This is a genomic window from Mesorhizobium humile, from assembly GCF_033977215.1.
Classification (GTDB): domain Bacteria; phylum Pseudomonadota; class Alphaproteobacteria; order Rhizobiales; family Rhizobiaceae; genus Mesorhizobium; species Mesorhizobium humile.
In genome coordinates this window covers 33,582-51,362 of sequence record NZ_JAVIIV010000025.1, presented here as the reverse complement: position 1 = coordinate 51,362, position 17,781 = coordinate 33,582, and the positions used below count along the sequence as shown (strand labels likewise).

At 64.4% G+C, this 17,781-nt stretch carries 17 protein-coding genes and 1 riboswitch; of the genes, 10 read left to right on the top strand and 7 right to left on the bottom strand.

The features are described from left to right. Nucleotides 1-94 precede the first annotated feature (94 nt). The 7 genes from RFM52_RS28035 (at nt 95) to RFM52_RS28005 (ending at nt 5,275) form a co-directional block, all read left to right on the top strand. Nucleotides 95-1,222: an S-(hydroxymethyl)glutathione dehydrogenase/class III alcohol dehydrogenase gene (locus tag RFM52_RS28035; RefSeq protein ID WP_320295526.1), complete on the top strand. Its 1,128-nt coding sequence runs from the start codon at nt 95-97 to the stop codon at nt 1,220-1,222. 67 nt (nt 1,223-1,289) lie between these two features. After that, nucleotides 1,290-1,859, top strand: a complete 570-nt coding sequence (gene gfa / locus RFM52_RS28030) for an S-(hydroxymethyl)glutathione synthase (RefSeq protein WP_320295525.1) — start codon at nt 1,290-1,292, stop codon at nt 1,857-1,859. A 64-nt stretch (nt 1,860-1,923) separates the two neighbouring features. Beyond that, nucleotides 1,924-2,391, top strand: coding sequence for a YaiI/YqxD family protein (locus tag RFM52_RS28025; protein ID WP_320295524.1), 468 nt, complete (start codon nt 1,924-1,926; stop codon nt 2,389-2,391). Nucleotides 2,392-2,415: 24 nt separating this feature from the next. Then, a complete protein-coding gene (locus RFM52_RS28020) occupies nt 2,416-3,087 on the top strand; it encodes a DUF1345 domain-containing protein (protein ID WP_320295523.1) in 672 nt (223 codons plus the stop codon). 98 nt (nt 3,088-3,185) lie between these two features. Next, the gene (locus RFM52_RS28015; protein WP_320295522.1) at nt 3,186-4,058 is read left to right on the top strand and encodes a cytochrome b/b6 domain-containing protein; all 873 of its coding nucleotides are present in this window, start codon (nt 3,186-3,188) and stop codon (nt 4,056-4,058) included. 1 nt (nt 4,059) lies between these two features. Continuing rightward, complete coding sequence (locus RFM52_RS28010) at nt 4,060-4,851, top strand: molybdopterin-binding protein (protein ID WP_320295521.1); 792 nt, start codon at nt 4,060-4,062, stop codon at nt 4,849-4,851. Then, a complete protein-coding gene (locus RFM52_RS28005; RefSeq protein WP_320295520.1) occupies nt 4,838-5,275 on the top strand; it encodes a GNAT family N-acetyltransferase in 438 nt (145 codons plus the stop codon). The genes RFM52_RS28010 and RFM52_RS28005 overlap by 14 nt, the downstream gene beginning before the upstream one ends. Here RFM52_RS28005 and RFM52_RS28000 read toward each other — a convergent pair. Continuing rightward, entirely contained in the window at nt 5,272-6,276 is a 1,005-nt protein-coding gene (locus RFM52_RS28000; protein ID WP_320295519.1) for a hypothetical protein, read from the bottom strand. The genes RFM52_RS28005 and RFM52_RS28000 overlap by 4 nt on opposite strands. A 213-nt stretch (nt 6,277-6,489) precedes the next feature. Next, nucleotides 6,490-6,576, top strand: a riboswitch (glycine riboswitch). A 149-nt stretch (nt 6,577-6,725) separates the two neighbouring features. Between RFM52_RS28000 and gcvT the strand changes: the two genes are divergently transcribed. The 3 genes from gcvT to gcvP are packed head-to-tail and all read left to right on the top strand — an operon-like array spanning nt 6,726 to nt 11,029. Next, nucleotides 6,726-7,826 (top strand): glycine cleavage system aminomethyltransferase GcvT, encoded by a 1,101-nt coding sequence (gene gcvT, locus RFM52_RS27995; RefSeq protein WP_320295518.1) that lies wholly within the window; start codon nt 6,726-6,728, stop codon nt 7,824-7,826. Nucleotides 7,827-7,832: 6 nt separating this feature from the next. Beyond that, nucleotides 7,833-8,201 (top strand): glycine cleavage system protein GcvH, encoded by a 369-nt coding sequence (gene gcvH / locus RFM52_RS27990; RefSeq protein ID WP_320295517.1) that lies wholly within the window; start codon nt 7,833-7,835, stop codon nt 8,199-8,201. A gap of 17 nt (nt 8,202-8,218) precedes the next feature. After that, nucleotides 8,219-11,029, top strand: a complete 2,811-nt coding sequence (gene gcvP, locus RFM52_RS27985; protein WP_320295516.1) for an aminomethyl-transferring glycine dehydrogenase — start codon at nt 8,219-8,221, stop codon at nt 11,027-11,029. Between the two features lie 14 nt (nt 11,030-11,043). Here gcvP and RFM52_RS27980 read toward each other — a convergent pair whose 3' ends face one another. The 6 genes from RFM52_RS27980 to RFM52_RS27955 all read right to left on the bottom strand — a co-directional run bounded on the left by RFM52_RS27980 (nt 11,044) and on the right by RFM52_RS27955 (nt 17,770). Beyond that, nucleotides 11,044-12,216, bottom strand: coding sequence for a GGDEF domain-containing protein (locus RFM52_RS27980; RefSeq protein ID WP_320295515.1), 1,173 nt, complete (start codon nt 12,214-12,216; stop codon nt 11,044-11,046). 175 nt (nt 12,217-12,391) lie between these two features. Next, complete coding sequence (locus RFM52_RS27975) at nt 12,392-12,865, bottom strand: tetratricopeptide repeat protein (protein WP_320295514.1); 474 nt, start codon at nt 12,863-12,865, stop codon at nt 12,392-12,394. Nucleotides 12,866-13,203: 338 nt separating this feature from the next. Further along, on the bottom strand, nt 13,204-14,166 hold the full coding sequence (locus RFM52_RS27970) for a type II secretion system F family protein (RefSeq protein WP_320295513.1): 963 nt from the start codon (nt 14,164-14,166) through the stop codon (nt 13,204-13,206). A gap of 1 nt (nt 14,167) precedes the next feature. Next, entirely contained in the window at nt 14,168-15,133 is a 966-nt protein-coding gene (locus RFM52_RS27965; RefSeq protein WP_320295512.1) for a type II secretion system F family protein, read from the bottom strand. 4 nt (nt 15,134-15,137) lie between these two features. Then, nucleotides 15,138-16,559 carry a TadA family conjugal transfer-associated ATPase gene (locus tag RFM52_RS27960; protein WP_320295511.1) on the bottom strand — a complete coding sequence of 474 codons (1,422 nt, stop codon included), beginning with the start codon at nt 16,557-16,559 and terminating at the stop codon, nt 15,138-15,140. Then, entirely contained in the window at nt 16,556-17,770 is a 1,215-nt protein-coding gene (locus tag RFM52_RS27955) for a CpaE/TadZ family protein (RefSeq protein ID WP_320295510.1), read from the bottom strand. The genes RFM52_RS27960 and RFM52_RS27955 overlap by 4 nt, the downstream gene beginning before the upstream one ends. Between the last annotated feature and the right edge of the window lie 11 nt (nt 17,771-17,781).

Genomic DNA, 17,781 nt, shown 5'->3' with positions numbered 1-17,781 from the left:
CTTGCCTGTAACGCCGGAGGGATGGCAGGCGGGCATTCGCCATAAACAGCTTGCCGTTAGCCAAAACTTACAGATTGCTTGGGAGGAGTGCCTCATGAAAACGCGTGCCGCCGTAGCCGTTGCCGCCGGAAAGCCGCTGGAGATCATGGAGGTGGACCTCGAAGGGCCGCGCGACGGCGAGGTTCTGGTTGAGGTCAAGGCGACCGGCATCTGCCATACCGACGAGTTCACGCTGTCGGGCGCCGATCCGGAAGGCCTGTTTCCGGCGATCCTCGGCCATGAGGGCGCCGGCATCGTCGTCGACGTCGGCAAGGGCGTGACCTCGGTCAAGAAGGGCGACCACGTCATCCCGCTCTACACGCCCGAATGCCGGCAGTGCCCTTCCTGCCTGTCGCGCAAGACCAATCTGTGCACCGCCATCCGCGCCACGCAAGGGCAAGGCCTGATGCCTGACGGCACCTCGCGCTTCTCGATGGGCAAGGACAAGCTCTTTCATTACATGGGCTGTTCGACCTTCTCCAACTTCACCGTGCTGCCCGAGATCGCTGTCGCCAAGGTCAATCCCGACGCCCCCTTCGACAAGATCTGCTACATCGGCTGCGGGGTCACGACCGGCATCGGCGCCGTCATCAACACCGCCAAGGTCGAGCAGGGCGCGACGGCGGTCGTCTTCGGCCTCGGCGGCATTGGCCTGAACGTCATCCAGGGGCTTCGCCTTGCCGGCGCCGACATGATCATCGGCGTCGATCTGAACAATGACAAGAAGGCCTGGGGCGAGAAGTTCGGCATGACGCATTTCGTCAATCCGAAGGAGATCGACGGCGACATCGTGCCTTACCTGGTCAACCTGACCAAGCGCGGCGCCGACCAGATCGGCGGCGCCGACTACACCTTCGACTGCACTGGCAACACCAAGGTGATGCGCCAGGCGCTGGAGGCCTCGCATCGCGGCTGGGGCAAGTCGGTCGTCATCGGCGTCGCCGGCGCCGGCCAGGAGATTTCGACCAGGCCGTTCCAGTTGGTCACCGGGCGCAGCTGGATGGGCACCGCCTTTGGCGGCGCGCGCGGCCGCACCGATGTGCCCAGGATCGTCGACTGGTACATGGAAAAGAAGATCCAGATCGACCCGATGATCACGCACACGTTGAAGCTGGAGGACATCAACAAGGGATTCGACCTCATGCATGAGGGCAAGTCGATCCGGAGTGTCGTGGTTTATTGAGGAAAGCCACCAGGCCGCAGGCCGGAATGCCCGCGACCTCTGTGGTCAAACATGGGAGGAAGTGTAAATGGCCGAAAAACTGCATCCGAAGATCGACAATGGCTTGCCGAAGGAGAGCGCATCCTTCGCCGGCGGCACGCTGGTCTGCCTGTGCACCAGCAATCCGGTGAAGGTGAAGGTCAAGGGTCAGATTGCCCACAACCATGCCTGCGGCTGCACCAAATGCTGGAAGCCGGACGGCGCCATCTTCTCGGTGGTGGCCGTTGCCGGCACGGGCGACGTCACCGTCACCGAAAACGGCGACAAGCTGAAGGTGGTCGACCCTGCGGCGCTGATCCAGCGCCACGCCTGCACCGGCTGCGGCGTCCACATGTATGGCCCGGTCGAGCGCGACCATCCGTTCAAGGGCCTTTCCTTCATCCATCCCGAGCGCTTCGAGGAGGACGGCTGGTCGCCGCCGGGCTTCACTGCTTTCGTCTCCTCGATCATCGAATCCGGCGTTGATCCGAGCCGCATGGACGGCATCCGCGGCCAGCTGAAGTCGATCGGATTGGATCCTTATGACTGCCTCAACCCCGGCCTGATGGACTACATCGCCACCTGGACGGCGAAGAAGTCGGGCGCGCTTCCAGCCTGACTTTGTGCGAGATTTATGCGAAGGGCCGGCCAGCGCCGGCCCTTTTGCGCATTTGGAGGCACGCTTGCCCGCACCCATCATCTATGTCGACGCCGACGCCTGCCCGGTCAAGGCCGAGGTCGAGAAGGTTGCGGAACGCTTGGGCGTGGTGGTCACTTACGTCTCCAATGGCGGCCTGCGCCCGTCGCGCGATCCGATGATCCGCAACGTTGTCGTCTCCAAGAGCGCGGACGCGGCGGACGACTGGATCGTCGAGAACGCCAGGCCCAACGACATCGTGGTGACGGCCGACATTCCGCTTGCCGCGCGCACGGTGGCGCTCGGCGCGCATGTGCTCGGCCCCACCGGCCGCCCGTTCACGCCGGAAACCATCGGCATGGCGGTGGCGATGCGCGATCTCAAGCAGCATCTGCGCGAAACCGGCGAAAGCAGAGGGTTCAACGCCAGCTTCACACAGAAGGACAGATCGCAGTTTCTCGGCGAGCTCGACCGCATCTTGCGGCGCGCGCTCAAATCCGTCACACCGGACTGATCCAACGTCTTCAGGGCTCGGGCCATGGGTGAGGATCTCAAGACGCCGATGCATCGGCACATGCAGTTCGCCCTCGCCGCGGCCATCGGCATCGTGGCACTGCTGCTTGCCCTGCTGCTGCGCGCGCCGCTTCCCTACTCGATCGGCGCCAATGTGTTCTTTGTCAGCTATATCGCCCTGGTGCTGGCCCTGATGCCGAGCCTTACCGGCCGCTATCTCAGCAAGAACGCGCGCGCCACCGACCTGCCGGTACTGCTGATCTTTGCCGTCACGCTCTTTGTCGTCGGCGCGGCCATCGTATCGCTGTTCCTGCTCATCAACCAGAAGGATGCCGCGCATCCCCTGCAGCTCGCCTTCGCCATGTTGTCGATCCCGCTCGGCTGGTTCACCATCCACGCCATGGCGTCCCTGCACTATGCGCATCTCTATTGGAAAGACGGCGACGAGATCGACGAGAAAACCCAGAAGAAGATGCCGGTCGGCGGCCTTGATTTTCCCGGCGGCAAAAGGCCGAAAGGCTGGGACTTCCTTTATTTCGCGACGGTCATCGGCATGACGGCGCAGACGGCGGACACGGCCGTCACCACCTCGCAGATGCGGCTGGTCGTGCTTGTCCACTCGATCCTGACCTTTTTCTTCAACACGGTGATCGTTGCCGCGGCAGTCAATCTCGCGGTCAGCCTGGGCGCTCCGTAATAAATCCGTGATTGCATGAAACATTGCCTTGTGCGGCGACGTATTGAGGGGAAGACAATGATCTGAGAAGCCGTCTGCAGAAGGCGGCCGGAGGCAAGATGGACACTGTTGCCAACGACCAATCCGCCCCCAGGGCGGACGGCAAGGACACCACCCTCATCTACCGGCAATCGCGCTGGACGCGGTTGACCCACTGGATCTGGGCCTTCTCGCTGTTCTTCATGCTGCTTTCCGGCCTGCAGATCTTCAACGCGCGGCCGCAGCTCTATATCGGCAAGCAGTCCGGCTTCGAGTTCAACAACACCATTCTCCAGATCGGCGCCGAAAACACCGCCACCGGCCCGCGCGGTTTCACCGAGATCTTCGGCCACCGCTTCGACACCACCGGCGTGCTCGGCTGGTCGGGCCCGCCGGGACAGGAGACGCCGCGCGGCTTCCCGGCCTGGGCGACGATCCCGTCCTACTACGATCTCGGCACCGCCCGCGTCGTGCATTTCTTCTTCGCCTGGATCCTGACTTCAACGCTGCTCGTCTGGCTGATCGCCGGGCTGATCAACGGCCATATCCGCCGCGACCTCGCCCCTCGCGTGTCGGACCTGCGCAAGCTCCCACGCGACATCGTCGATCACGCCAAGCTGAAATTCCACCACACGCGCGAATACAACACGCTGCAGAAGATGGCCTATGGCGGCGTGCTCTTCGTGCTTTTGCCGCTGATGATCATAACCGGTCTCGCCATGTCGCCGAGCATGAATTCGGTGCTGCCCTGGCTCAACGAAATCCTCGGCGGCAGGCAGACGGCGCGCACCATCCATTTCACCGTCATGGTGCTGCTCGTGCTTTTCTTCGTCATCCACATCCTGATGATCCTGGCCGCCGGCCCGATCAACGAGCTGCGCTCGATCATCACCGGCTGGTACCGCACCGACCCGCCCGCGAAGCACGACCAGCCGACCGAGAGGAGCGCCTGACATGGCAAAATTCCAGATCAGTCGCCGCAAATTCCTGACCGCCAGCAGCCTTGGCCTGTCCGGCATCGCGCTGTCGGGCTGCGACGCCTTCGACAGTGGCCTGGGTATCGGCGGCGGCTTGCGCAGCTTCCTTGAAAACGCCAATGGCCTGACCTGGCGCGCGCAACGCCTGCTCGCCGGCCGCAACGCGCTGGCGCCGGAATTCACCGAGGCCGAAATCCGCCAGCCGCAACGGCCGAATGGCAGCACCGCGCCCGACGACGAGACCTACAAGGGCCTGCTCGCCAACAATTTCGCCGACTGGCGCCTGGAGGTTTCAGGCCTCGTCGAAAAACCGTTGTCGCTGACCCGCGAACAGCTCCAGAACATGCCGAGCCGCACCCAGATCACGCGCCATGACTGCGTCGAAGGCTGGAGCTGCATCGCCAAATGGACCGGCACACCGCTGTCGCTGGTGCTGGACCAGGCGGTGGTCAAGCCACAGGCCCGCTACGTCATGTTCCACTGCCTCGACACGATCGAGCAGAGCCTGTCCGGCGACATCAAATATTACGGCACGATCGATCTTATAGACGCCCGCCATCCGCAGACGATCCTGGCCTATGGCCTGAACGGCAAGCCCTTGCCGGTCGAGAACGGCGCGCCGCTGCGTGTGCGCGTCGAGCGCCAGCTCGGCTACAAGATGCCGAAATACATCTACAAGATCGAGTTGGTCGACAGTTTCGCCAATGTCGGCGGCGGCCGCGGCGGCTATTGGGAAGACAATGGCTACGACTGGTATGGCGGGATCTGATGGCCCTCGCCTGCAGGCCGAGCACGATCTGTCGTCAGCCGGGCTCAGTTCAATCGAGGAATCCCTTAACGGCGATAACCGGCGGCTGACCGGTCGTGACGACGATCGTGCCCTCATCTTTGCCTTGCGGGATGAGCAAGGGCGCGCCGTCGGGATCGCCTCTGGTTATTCCTGGGCCGGCATTGCCGAGCTCACGCTGATGTGGGTCGACGAGGCCTATCGCGGCTTCGGCCACGGCAGGAAGCTGCTCGATGCCTTCGTCGCGGAGGCAGCCGCGCGCGGCTCGCTGCGGATATGGGTTTCGACCCATGACTTCCAGGCGCCGGGCTTGTACGAGAAGGCCGGTTTCCAGCGTGTGGCCGAGTTCGCCGGGTGGCCCGAAGGCCATTCCAACATCATTTTTTGCAGGACGGTCGCTGCCTAAGCCACCTTCTCAAGCAGCGGCTTCAGCGCCGGATGGATTTCCGGCGAAGCGTGCCTGATCAGCGTCAGCAGCGCGCGCTCGTTGTCGCGCAGCGGCCGCTGGCCGCCGCCGACGCGCTCGGCCAGCCATTCGGCTTCGCTGGCATCGATCGTCTCGGCGCGGCGGGCAAGCGCCTCGGTGACCCGGTTCCTGGCTTCCCATTCGGCCTCGATGTCGCCGGGCGAATGATAGGCTTCGAGGATCGCGGCGAAGCCGCCCGAGACCATCCGGCTGAAGAAGCCGCCAAGCGTAGGGCTTGCCTCGTCGAGGAAAGTCTCGTGGCGCAGCGCCACTTCCCGCGTCGGCGGTTCGTAGCCGGTCGCGCACATGACATAGTTGGCGATCGCCTTGACGAAGAGGTCGTTCCAGGACGGATCGTTGTCGGCCGCCGCGATCCGGTCGTTGATCCTGAACAGGACCTCCGCCTCGGCCTTGCTGATGGCGATGTTGCCGTCGCCGCCATAGGCATAGAGGATGCGCCGCAACAGATCGACCTCGGCCTTGGCGATCAGCCCGGGCACGAGATTGCCGCCGAGCATCAACGGGCCTTTGCCGTCGATCACCGCGTGCGCGACCTGTTCCAGCGCATAGGCCGAGAGCTGGCCGGGCGAGGATTTCGCTTCCTCCAGCACATGAACCAGCAGCTCCAGCTCAGTTCGGCTGTCGACCATGCCGTCGCGCGAGATCGTGCGGACCAGCCAGTCGGCATTCTCCTCAGAGATATAGCCTTCCGGCTTTTCCTGATGGACGATGTAATCGGTCACCGCCTCGACGAAGAACGACGCCCATTCGCCGCATTTGTCGCGCGCCGTCTGGTCGAGCGCGAACAGGGCCTCGGCCTCGCCGCGGCTCACCACGCCGTCCGCGAAAACCTCGCGCCGCAGCATCGTCACGTCCTCGGCCGTGATCTTGCTCTTCGAGGTCAGCCCCGCCACCGGAGCGCTCATGATCAATTCGCCCATTTGCCGTCCCTGCCCGTCGCCCGTTGCCGGCGCTATCCCGTCAGGTTTATCAGCTTTGTCTTGAGAAACCGGCAAATGGAGTGGTTAGCGAAGCCTTGCCGGTGCGGAGGATCTGGTCCAATAGCGCCCCGCGCCTGAAAATGTCGCTGGGAGGTGACAAGGTGTCGCCGACGGGCTATGGATGGCGCGTCATGGGCTCAGGTGACTGAGTCCTACCTGTTTGCGGGAGAGAGCAGCGCAAGCTGTCGCCGAAGGGGAAATCGCCCGAAATCTCTCAGGCAAAAGAACCGTGGACGGGAAAGACAACTCTGGAAAGTCGGGAATCTTCCCGCGCCGAAGGTGTAAGCGCTGCCGACAGAGTTACGGGGCGCGAGTCTCTCAGGCTTCAGACAGAGGGGCACGACTAGGCCGCCATTGGCGGTCGATTGGCGTGCGACTCTGGAGAAGACATGACAGGTGACGACACCAGACATCTACCCCTCGAAGATTTGCATCAGGCCGCGGGTGCGCGTTTCGGCGCCTTCGCCGGCTGGTCGATGCCGCTGACCTACCCGCCCGGCGTGATGAAGGAGCATCTTCACACACGCGAGCATGCCGGCCTGTTCGACATCTCGCATATGAAGCTTTTCGAGGTCGCCGGTCCGGGGGCCATCGCGTTGTTGAACCGAGCCTGCCCGCTCGATGCCGGCGCGCTGGACATCTCGCAGTCCAAATACACCTTCTTCCTCAACGAGGCGGCAGGCATCATCGATGACCTGATCGTGACGTGCCTGGGCGATGACCGGTTCATGGTGGTGGCCAATGCCGGCAACGCGGTGGAGGACGAGAAGCATCTGCGCGACCTCTGCGCCGATTTCGACGCCAGGGTCGACCCGCTCGACCGGGTTTTCCTGGCGATCCAGGGACCGGACGCCTGGGCAGCCCTGGCGCGGGCCGGCATCGAAACCGGCTCGCTGCTCTTCATGCATGGGGTCGAGCCGCGGCAAAACTGGTTCATGAGCCGTTCCGGCTACACCGGCGAGGACGGTTTCGAAATCGGCTTGCCGGAGAAGGATGCCCGCGATCTCGTCGCCAGACTCCTGGAAGACGAGCGCGTGCAGTGGATCGGCCTTGCCGCCCGCGACAGCCTGCGGCTCGAGGCTGGGCTTTGCCTGCACGGCCAGGACCTGACGCCCGAGATTGACCCGGCAAGCGCCGGACTGATGTGGGCAATTCCCAAGGAGGTCCGGATCTCGGGTCATTTCATCGGCGCCGACGCGCTGCGCTCTATCCTCGAGCGCGGGCCGTCGCAGAAGCGCGTCGGCCTGAAGCCCGACGGACGCCAACCGGTGCGCGCGGGCGCGGCGTTGATCGATGCCGACGGCAATCCGGCCGGCCACGTCACATCCGGCGGCTTCGGCCCTTCGGCCGGGCACCCGGTCGCCGTGGGCTACGTCAACACGTCGCTGTCCAAGCCCGGCACGAAACTCTTCGCCGACGTCCGCGGGACAAAAATCCCGGTCGACGTCACGTCCCTGCCCTTCACACCGCATCGCTACCGCAAAGGATAAGTCCCGATGGCAAAGACCTATTTCACCGAAGACCATGAATGGTTGCGCGTCGAGGGCGGCGTCGCCACCGTCGGCATCACCGACTATGCGCAGGCACAACTCGGCGATCTCGTTTTCGTCGAGCTGCCGGAAATCGGCCGCAAGCTCGCCAAGGGCGACACCGCCGTCGTCGTCGAATCCGTCAAGGCGGCGTCGGACGTCTACGCGCCGGCCGACGGCGAGATCACCGAGGCCAACGCCTCGCTGTCGGCCGATCCCTCGCTGGTCAACTCGGCCGCGACCGGCGACGGCTGGCTCTGGAAGATGAAGCTCGCCAACGAAAGCCAGCTCGACAGCCTGATGGATGAGACCGCCTACAAAGCCCATATTGGCTGATATCAGGACATAAAGACATGACCGCAGCGCTTACTCCCTTCTCGGCCCGCCACATCGGCCCGGGCGTCAACGATGTCAGAGCCATGCTTGCCGTGCTCGGCGTTCCGTCCGTCGAAACGCTGATCAGCCAGGCCGTGCCGAGATCGATCCGCCTCGACCAGCCGCTCGACCTGCCGGCTCCGGCCAGCGAAGCGGAAGCGCTGGCCGAACTGTCTGCGATCATGGCGAAGAACACGGTGCTGAAGAGCTTCATCGGCGCCGGCTATCATGGCGTCTTCGTGCCGCCGGTCATCCAGCGCAACCTGTTCGAGAATCCGGCCTGGTACACGGCCTACACGCCCTACCAGGCCGAGATCAGCCAGGGCCGGCTGGAAATGCTGTTCAACTTCCAGACATTGGTGACGGAACTGACAGGCCTGCCGGTGGCGTCCGCCTCGCTGCTCGATGAAGCCACCGCCGTCGCCGAAGCCGTCGGCATCGCGCTGCGCCACCACCGCGACAAGCGCACCAAGGTGGCGCTTGCCGGCACGCCGCATCCGCAGACGCTGGACGTCGTGCGCACCCGCGCCGAACCGCTCGACATCGAGGTCGACGGCGAGACGATCGACGACAACACCGCCGCCCTGCTCGTCTCCTGGCCGGACACCTTCGGCGTCTACGGCGACCACAAGGCGGCAATCGAGAAGGCCCGCGCGACCGGCGCGCTCGTCGTCTTCATCGCCGACCCGCTGGCGCTCACGCTGACGGACGCGCCGGCAAAACTTGGTGCCGACATCGCCGTCGGCCCGATGCAGCGTTTCGGCGTGCCGATGGGCTTTGGCGGTCCGCATGCCGCCTATTGCGCCGTCTCCGACAAGCTGACCCGCCTGATGCCCGGCCGCCTCGTCGGTCAGTCGACGGACACGATGGGCCGCCCGGGCTACCGGCTGGCGCTGCAGACGCGCGAGCAGCACATCCGCCGCGACAAGGCGACCTCCAACATCTGCACCGCACAGGCGCTGCTGGCCAACATGGCGACGGCCTATGCGATCTGGCACGGCCCCGCCGGGCTGCAGGCAATTGCCGGTCAGATCCACGGGTTGGCCGGCCGTCTTGCCTCGGGTCTCAAGGCAGCCGGTGTATCCGTCCTCGGCGCAAGCCGCTTCGACACGGTGACGGCCGAAGTGAAGGGCAAGGCCGGCGCTATCGCCGCTGCCGCCGAAAACACCGGCCGGCTGTTGCGCGTCATCGACGCCGACCGCGTCAGTATCGCCTTCGACGAGACCTCCACGCAAGCCGATCTCGAGGCGATCGCCGCCTTGTTCGGGGCCAAGCCCGGCGCGGCGGAAGGCGGCTCCATGCCTGGCAAGCCGCGCGGCAAGGAATTCCTCACCCAGCCGGTCTTCCGCGACAACCATTCCGAAACCGAGATGATGCGCTTCCTGCGCAGGCTGGCCGACAAGGACCTCGCGCTCGATCGCACCATGATCCCGCTCGGATCCTGCACCATGAAGCTCAACGCCGCCGCCGAGATGATGCCGGTGAGCTGGCCGAGCGTCGCCAATCTGCACCCCTTCGCGCCGGCCGGTCATTCAGAGGGCTATCGCAAGATGGTCGGCGACCTGGAAGCCTGGCTGTCGGAGATCACCGGTTTCGACGCCGTCAGCCTGCAGCCCAATGCCGGCAGCCAGGGCGAATATGCAGGCCTGCTCGCCATCCGCGCCTATCACCGCGCGCGCGGTGAAGGCCACCGCACCATCTGCCTGATCCCGTCCTCAGCGCACGGCACCAATCCGGCGAGCGCTGCGATGGCCGGCATGAGTGTCGTCGTCGTGCGTTGCCTGGACGACGGCAACATCGACATGGACGACCTGCGCGCGAAGGCCAACGAGCATTCCAAGGACCTCGCGGCGCTGATGTTCACCTACCCTTCGACGCATGGCGTTTACGAGGAAGGCGCGCGCCATCTCTGCGCGCTGATCCACGAGCATGGCGGCCAGGTCTATTTCGACGGCGCCAACCTCAACGCGCTCGTCGGCCTCGCCCGCCCCGGCGACATCGGCGCCGACGTCTGCCACATGAACCTGCACAAGACCTTCTGCATTCCGCATGGCGGCGGCGGTCCGGGCGTCGGCCCGATCGGCGTCAGGGCGCATCTGAAGCCCTATCTGCCGGGCCATGTCACGGAAGGCTCGGCGCATGCCGTTGCCGCCGCTCCCTTCGGCAGCGCTTCAATCCTGCCGATCACCTGGATGTACATCCGCATGATGGGCGGCTCCGGCCTGAAGCAGGCGACCGAGACGGCGATCGTTTCGGCCAACTATGTGGCGACGCGGCTGGCACCACACTACCCGCTGCTCTACAAAGGCAGGAGCGACCGCATCGCGCATGAATGCATCCTCGACACGCGCGTGCTCAAGGAAAGCGCCGGCATCAGCGTCGACGACATCGCCAAGCGCCTGATCGACTACGGCTTCCACGCGCCGACCATGTCGTTCCCGGTCGCCGGCACGCTGATGGTCGAGCCGACCGAGTCCGAACCCAAGCGTGAGCTCGACCGCTTCTGCGAGGCGATGATCGCCATCGCCGGCGAGGCGGCGAAAGTGGCGAAAGGCGAGTGGCCGTCCAACGACAACCCGCTGGTCAACGCCCCGCACACCGCGGCGGAAGCGCTTGCCGGTGAGTGGAAGCATCCCTATTCGCGGCTGGAGGCGGCCTATCCGGCGGGCGACGCCGATCTGGCGGCGAAATACTGGCCGCCGGTCTCGCGCATCGACAACGTCGCCGGCGACCGCAACCTGGTCTGCTCCTGCCCACCGCTGTCGGAATATCTCGGCGCAGCGGAGTAGACGCTGACGTTTGCTCAGGCGGTTCTCAGGGCCGGCCCGGCATCGGGCTGGTCCGCTTCGACCTGAGCGATGACGCGGTTGCGCCCTGCGCGCTTGGCCGCGTAAAGCGCGGCGTCCGCTTGCGCCAGCACCTCGTGCAGGGGACGGCCCGCGGCCGAGCCGAAGCCCATGCCGCCGCTGACGCTGCTGCGCAGCGGGCCGCGATGGGTAGGCACGATCTCCGTGCCGAACGCGACGCCGATCCGGCTTGCCATGTCATGCGCCTTTTCCGGTGTCACGCGCGACATGACGAGCGCGAATTCCTCGCCGCCCAACCGGAAGGCGTCGACCCCTGCCCTGCCGTATTTCTTGATCACCGCCGCGAAGCGGCAAAGGACCTGGTCGCCGACGGGGTGGCCGAAGACGTCGTTGGTCATCTTGAAATGGTCGAGATCGAACATCGCGATCGCCATGAACGGACCGAAGCTGCGATCGCCGTAAAGCTCGTTGAGCGCCCTGCGGTTCATCAGGCCGGTCAGCGGATCGGTCATGGTTTCGGCCTTGAGCTCGATCTGCGCCTGCAGGTGGTGCAGCGAAAGCGTCAGCGCGCCGAGCCCGGTCATGCAGGCGACCGCGACGACAGAGTTCAGCCGCTCCGCCCAATTGTCGGGCGCGGCGCCGAGGGCCCATTGCCCTTGCGCCAGCAACGTCAGGCCGCACAGCGCGAAGGACAGGCCGCAGGCGCCGCTGAGGAACGAAACGACGAGCAGGATCTGGCGATCGTGATCCCCCTTCATCCAGAACATCGTCCCGATCGCCACGAGCAGCGCCGTCACGGCCGCATAGGTGATCTGGAAGCCGATCCCGTCGAAACCGAGAAAGGTGACGATCGCGCAGGCCGCAATCGCGGCCAGCGTCGGCACGATCGCGCGACGGTAGTCGCGAAAGCCGAGATACTGCATGGCCGACAGGCAGATGATCAGGAAACCCAGGGTCAGCAGCGCCAGCACGATCTGGCACAGCCAGGATTCGGGATCCTTGGTATAGCGCCAGAACGCGACGACATGGGCGACGAGCACCAAGATGCCGCAGGCGACCGTGAGCACGAAGCGCGCCCGCGGCGTGGTGAGCCAGATTGCAAACATGGTGATGCTGAGGCATGTGCCCGACAGCGCCGCGGCGAGCAGGAGCGAACTGAAATCCAACATCGGTGAAGAACTGCCTCTAGCGAGTGCCCGTCGTCCCTCAATGTAGGCTGGCGGCGGCCGGCGCAAACCGTTTTCGGCGAATGCCCAACGCTACCTCGGCAAAGGGTTTACAAAGCGTCGACATCAGAGGCGAAGTCCCTCGACGGCACACGGGAAACGGGAACCCGCAGAGGGATCAGCCCTTGTTGAGCAGCGCCAGATTGGCGTTGACCACCGTCTGGTCGGCCATGCCGGCCTTGGCCTCGAGCAGCAGCGCGCGCGCCTTTTTCTTGTTGCCGCGCAGAAGCTGCGAATAACCCATATTGTTGACGATCTGCGGCTTGCGTCCGGCGACCTTCAGCAGCTGCGCATAGGCGCGATCGGCGAAGTCGAAGCGGCCAAGCTCGTCATAGGACGCGGCAAGCCCCATCCACGCCTCGGCATTGTCGGATTTGAGCTCGACCGCCTTGCGGAAATGCTGTTCGGCAAGGCCGAAATTCGCCTCGCGGAACTGCGCCTTGCCTTCGACGAGGTCGTTGGCGCTGATATCCTTGGCCACCGGCTGGATCGCCGTGGTCTTGGTCGTGTCGACGTTGTTGTTCGTCGTGCAGCCGGTGATCATCAAGACGGCCGCCAACGCCGCCGCTGCCCTGGGAAGTCTCTGACGCATGCCCCTGCCCCATCGCCCGATTTGCCGGGTCGTTCTTCAGGAAAAAACGATACAGCAGAGCGATTAAGCTTCGGTGCCGAAATGCAGCTAAAATTCGGTTGTCTGCAAAGGGCGCGTTAACCCTGCCGGCGTCGGGCTGGAGGCATGTTGAGATTCAGGTCAGGCCGAGTCGAAAGCAGTAGTTTTTCGAGAACCGGCCTACGCCGGCCGTAGCCTTCCTGGAGCGAAGACCCTTATGAGGGCTTCGGCCGGCGAAGGCCGGAGCGGAGCGTATTTGAAGTACGTGAGCACCGGAAGCGCAGGAGGCTGCCGTTTGCAGGCCGGCCTCACCTGAATCCTCAGTGGGCGGTCAGCTTCACGATGATCGGTATGATGGCGATCATCAGCACCACCGGCAGGATGCAGACCGTCACCGGCACCGACATCTTGGCCGGCAGGGCATGCGCCTTCTCCTCGGCCAGCGACATGCGCTTGTGCCGCATTTCGTCGGAAAAGACGCGCAGCGAACCCGACAGGCTGGTGCCGAGTTCCTTGGATTGCTGCAAGAGCGTCGCGAAGGAGCGAACCTCGTCGAGGCTGAGGCGGTCGGCAAGCGCCTTCAGCGCGTCGTCGAGGCTGCGCCCGGCCCGCAACTCCAGCGACACCAGGATCAGGTTCTGGCTGAGCGACGGATAGGTCCTGGCAAGCTCCTTGGAGACCCGCTCGATACCGGCCTCCATGCTCATGCCCGCATCGGAGCAGACGATCATCAAATCCATGAAATCGGGAAAGCCGTTGCGGTATTCGCGCATCTTTTCCCGAACCTTCTGCGTCAGCACCAGGCCAGGCAGGAAATAGCCGCCGGCCCCCGACAGGATGATGAAGGTCCAGCGGCTGGTCATAGTCGACTCGGCGCTGGCCGCCCAGTGGTTGACCAGGAATGCACCGAGCGCCGCGCCGACCAGCGCGGCGAAACGGATCAGGAAGAACATGCCGACCGCGCGCGGCTCCATATAGCCGGCCTGGATGAGCCTCAGGCGCAGCCGCGCGACATTTTCCGGGTCGCTCTTGGCATAGAACTCCTGCGCCCGTTTCACCGCCTTCTCGCGCACGGCATTGGTGCTCTTCTTGGGCGCGGGCTCCACCTGCTCGACCGGCTGGAATATCTCCACTTTCAGCCGGCGTTTGACATCGCCGCGATCGCCCTTGGCGAGCACCAGCGGCCAGGCGACCGCGCCGCCGCCCAGCACCAGGAGCAGCACGGCGATCGGCATCAGCGAGGTCGGCGCGAGCGAAGCAAGGAAGCGGATGACGTCTTCCATCTCAGAACCTGAAATTCGACATCTTGAACATGATGGCGTTGCCGAGCAGCAGCCAGATGATGGAGCCGCTCAGCATGTACCAGGTCTTCGGCACGTCCCAGACATCCTGGTAGAACTGTGGCATCAGCACCATGATGGCGCTGAACAGGAGCACCGGGACCGCGGTCAGGATGTAGGCCGACATGCGCCCTTCCGTCGAAATGGCGCGCACCTTGCGGCGCAGCTTGCCACGGTCGCGGATCGTCGCCGACAGGCCGTCGAGGATCTCGCGCAGATTGCCGCCCGAGCTGCTCTGGATCGACACCGCCGTGACGAACAGCGGCAGGTCCTCGTGCCCCACCCGGTCGAAAAGGTTGTTGAGCGCCGAGACCAGGTCCGAGCCGTAGGTCACCTCGTCGGCGACGACGCCGAACTCGGTGCCGATCGGATCGGCCATTTCGCGCGAAACCATGGCAATAGCCACCGGCACCGGATGGCCGGCCTTCAGGCCGCGCGTGATCAATTCAAGCGCCTCGGGCAGTTGCATGCCGAACCGCTTGTGCCGGCGCTTGCGCATGAAGCGCATGACCATCACCGGCAGCACCGGCAACAACACGAGAAGCAGGATGAGGCCGAACAGGAGCGGCAAGCCCTTCCAGATGCCGACAAGCGCCAAAGCGAGAGCGATCCCCGATGTGACCATGAGGAACTTCGGCAGCGGCGTGGTCATGCCGGACTGCGTGCGCAGGGCGCGGAAGCGGTCGAGGGAAAAGATGGAGCTGCCGCCGTCGATCCCGCGCTCCTTGCGCAGCTGGATCAGCACCTGCTCCTGGCTGATCTTGTTCTCCGCGAGCTTCATGCGGCGGTTGATGGCCGTGCGCTTATCGCTGCGCCCGGCATAGAGCAAATAAAGGCCCTCGGCGATCATGATGCCGGTGAGCGCCGCCGCGGCGTAAACGACGTAGACCGGGCTGAATCCCTCGAACACCGGCCTAGTCCTGCGGCCGGCCGGGTTCGAAATACTTGCCCGGGAATTCGATGCCCATGTTGCGCAGGTCCTCGAGGAAGCGTGGGCGGATGCCGGTTGCTTCGAAGTGGCCGAGGATCTTTCCGTCAGCCTCCATGCCGGTGCGCACGAAGCGGAATATCTCCTGCATCTGGATGACGTCGCCTTCCATGCCGGTCACTTCGGCGACGCTGGTCACCTTGCGCTTGCCGTCGGACAGGCGCGTCAACTGGACGATGATGTCGATGGCGCTGGAGATCTGGCTGCGGATCGACTGCACGGTCATCGGCATGCCGGTCATGCCGAGCATCTGTTCCAGGCGCGAGATGGCATCGCGCGGCGTGTTGGCATGGATGGTGGCCATCGAGCCTTCATGGCCGGTGTTCATCGCTTGCAGCATGTCGAAGGCTTCCTCGCCGCGGCACTCGCCGAGGATGACGCGGTCGGGGCGCATGCGCAGCGCGTTCTTGACAAGGTCGCGCTGCTTCAATTCGCCGTGGCCCTCGATATTGGCCGGGCGCGTCTCCATGCGCGCGACATGCGGCTGCTGCAATTGCAACTCGGCCGCATCCTCGATGGTGATCAGGCGCTCGTCTTCCGGAATGAAGGCCGACAAGGCGTTGAGCATCGTCGTCTTGCCCGTGCCGGTGCCGCCGGAGATGATCGTGGTCTTGCGGGCATGCACCGCCGCCGCCAGCACTTCGGCCATGTTCTGGGTGATGGCGCCGAATTCGACCAGCTTGTGCAGGCCGAGCTTGTTCTTGGAGAATTTGCGGATCGACACCAGCGGCCCATCGACGCCGACCGGGCGGATCGCGGCGTTGAAGCGCGAACCGTCGAGCATGCGGGCGTCGACCATCGGCTGTGATTCATCGACGCGGCGGCCGACCGCCGCGACGATTTTATTAATGATTCGAAGCAGATGCGCCTCATCCTTGAACGGGATGTGGACCTGCTGCAGCTTGCCGCGCTTTTCAACGAAGCAGTTCTCGTGGCCGTTGATCAGGATATCGTTGATCTCGGGGTCCTTGAGCAGCGGCTCCAGCGGGCCGAGGCCGACCATCTCGTCGACGATGTCGTCGACGAGCGCGTCGAGTTCGGCGTTGTTGATCGCCATCCGCTCATTGCGCGTCTTCTCCGAGACGAATTCATGCACCTGCCGGCGCATTTCGTCCCGGGGCAGCCGCTCCAGCGCCACGAGGTTGATCTCTTCGAGCAGCATGCGATGGATACGCACGCGCGCATCGAGCACCTTGTTGGCGCTTTTTGCGGGCGTGGCTTCAGGCTTCGGCGGCGCCGGCTTGCGGGTCGTCGGGATGATGACCGCATTGTGCGTGACGGGCGCGGGTTCCGGCGCACGCTGCGGACGGACGTCGCGACTCTGCAGGTTGGAAAAGCGGCTGTTCATCCTGCTTTCCTCTTCAGCAAGCCCTTGCCCAGGCCGAACAGCGACTTCGACTTGGCCATGGTCTGGACGGCCTCTTCCGGAAGGATGATCTTCTTCAGGTCGTTGACGACATTGGCGTTGGGGTCGATGGCGTGCAGCGGCACACCGCGGTCGACCGCCTCGCGCACCAGCCGGTAATTGTTGGAGATGCCGCCAACGAAATGCTCGCCGAGTATCTCCTGGACGTCGGCCTGCTTGATGCCGCTGTCGAACATCTTCTGCTCGAAGCGGTTGACGATGACGTTCGGCTTCACTTCCTTGCCGGCGGTCTCATAGACGGCCTGGATGAGACGCTGCGTATGGCGCAGGCAGGGCACCGTCATCTCGGCGACGATATAGAGCTTGTTGGAACCCAGCAGCACCGTCTCGGTCCAGGGGAACCACGTGCGCGGCAAGTCGATGACGACATTGTCGAAATAGGCCGCCACGAGGTCGAGCATGCGCACCACGACATCGGTCTTGAACGAACGCATGTCGGACGGGCGCGTGGGAGCGGCAAGCACGCACAGCCCGCTCGCATGCTTGGACAGCATCACGTCAAGCAACTGCCGGTCGAGGCGCTCCGGCTGGTTCTCGATTTCCGTGATGTCGAAGCGCGGTTCCAGGTCGAGATATTCAGCGCAGGCGCCTTGCTGGAAATTGAGGTCGACGACGCATGTCGAGGCGCCGCGCGTCACCGAATGATGCAGCTGGAAGGCCGTCTGCAGGGCGAGCGTGGTGGTGCCGACGCCACCGGCGGCCGGCATGAAGGTGTAGATGTGCGATTCGGTGTTCTCTTCCCGCCCCGGCCCTTGCAGCGCACGGATGACGGAACGCACGAGGTCGGCCGTGGTGATCGGCTTGACCAGGAAATCGGCGACCTTGAGCTGCACCAGGATGCGCACCGCCGCCGCATTGAATTCCTGGGTGACGACGACCACCGGAACGCTGCCTTCCAGCCGCCGCATGACGCGCTGCAGCGACTCGATCTCTTCGAGCTTCGCCGCGTCCATGTCGACGATGACGGTGCCGAAATCCGCCTCAACGGCCTCGCCGCGCAGCTCATTGACGCTCTTTTCCACCGTCAAAAGCTCGATCACCTCGGAAGCGGCGAAGGCCGTCCGCGTGTCCTGCACAAACACTTTGTCGGTGGAAACGAGCAGGATCTTCTTGGTCTTGCTACCAGATGCCATCGTCGTCAGCC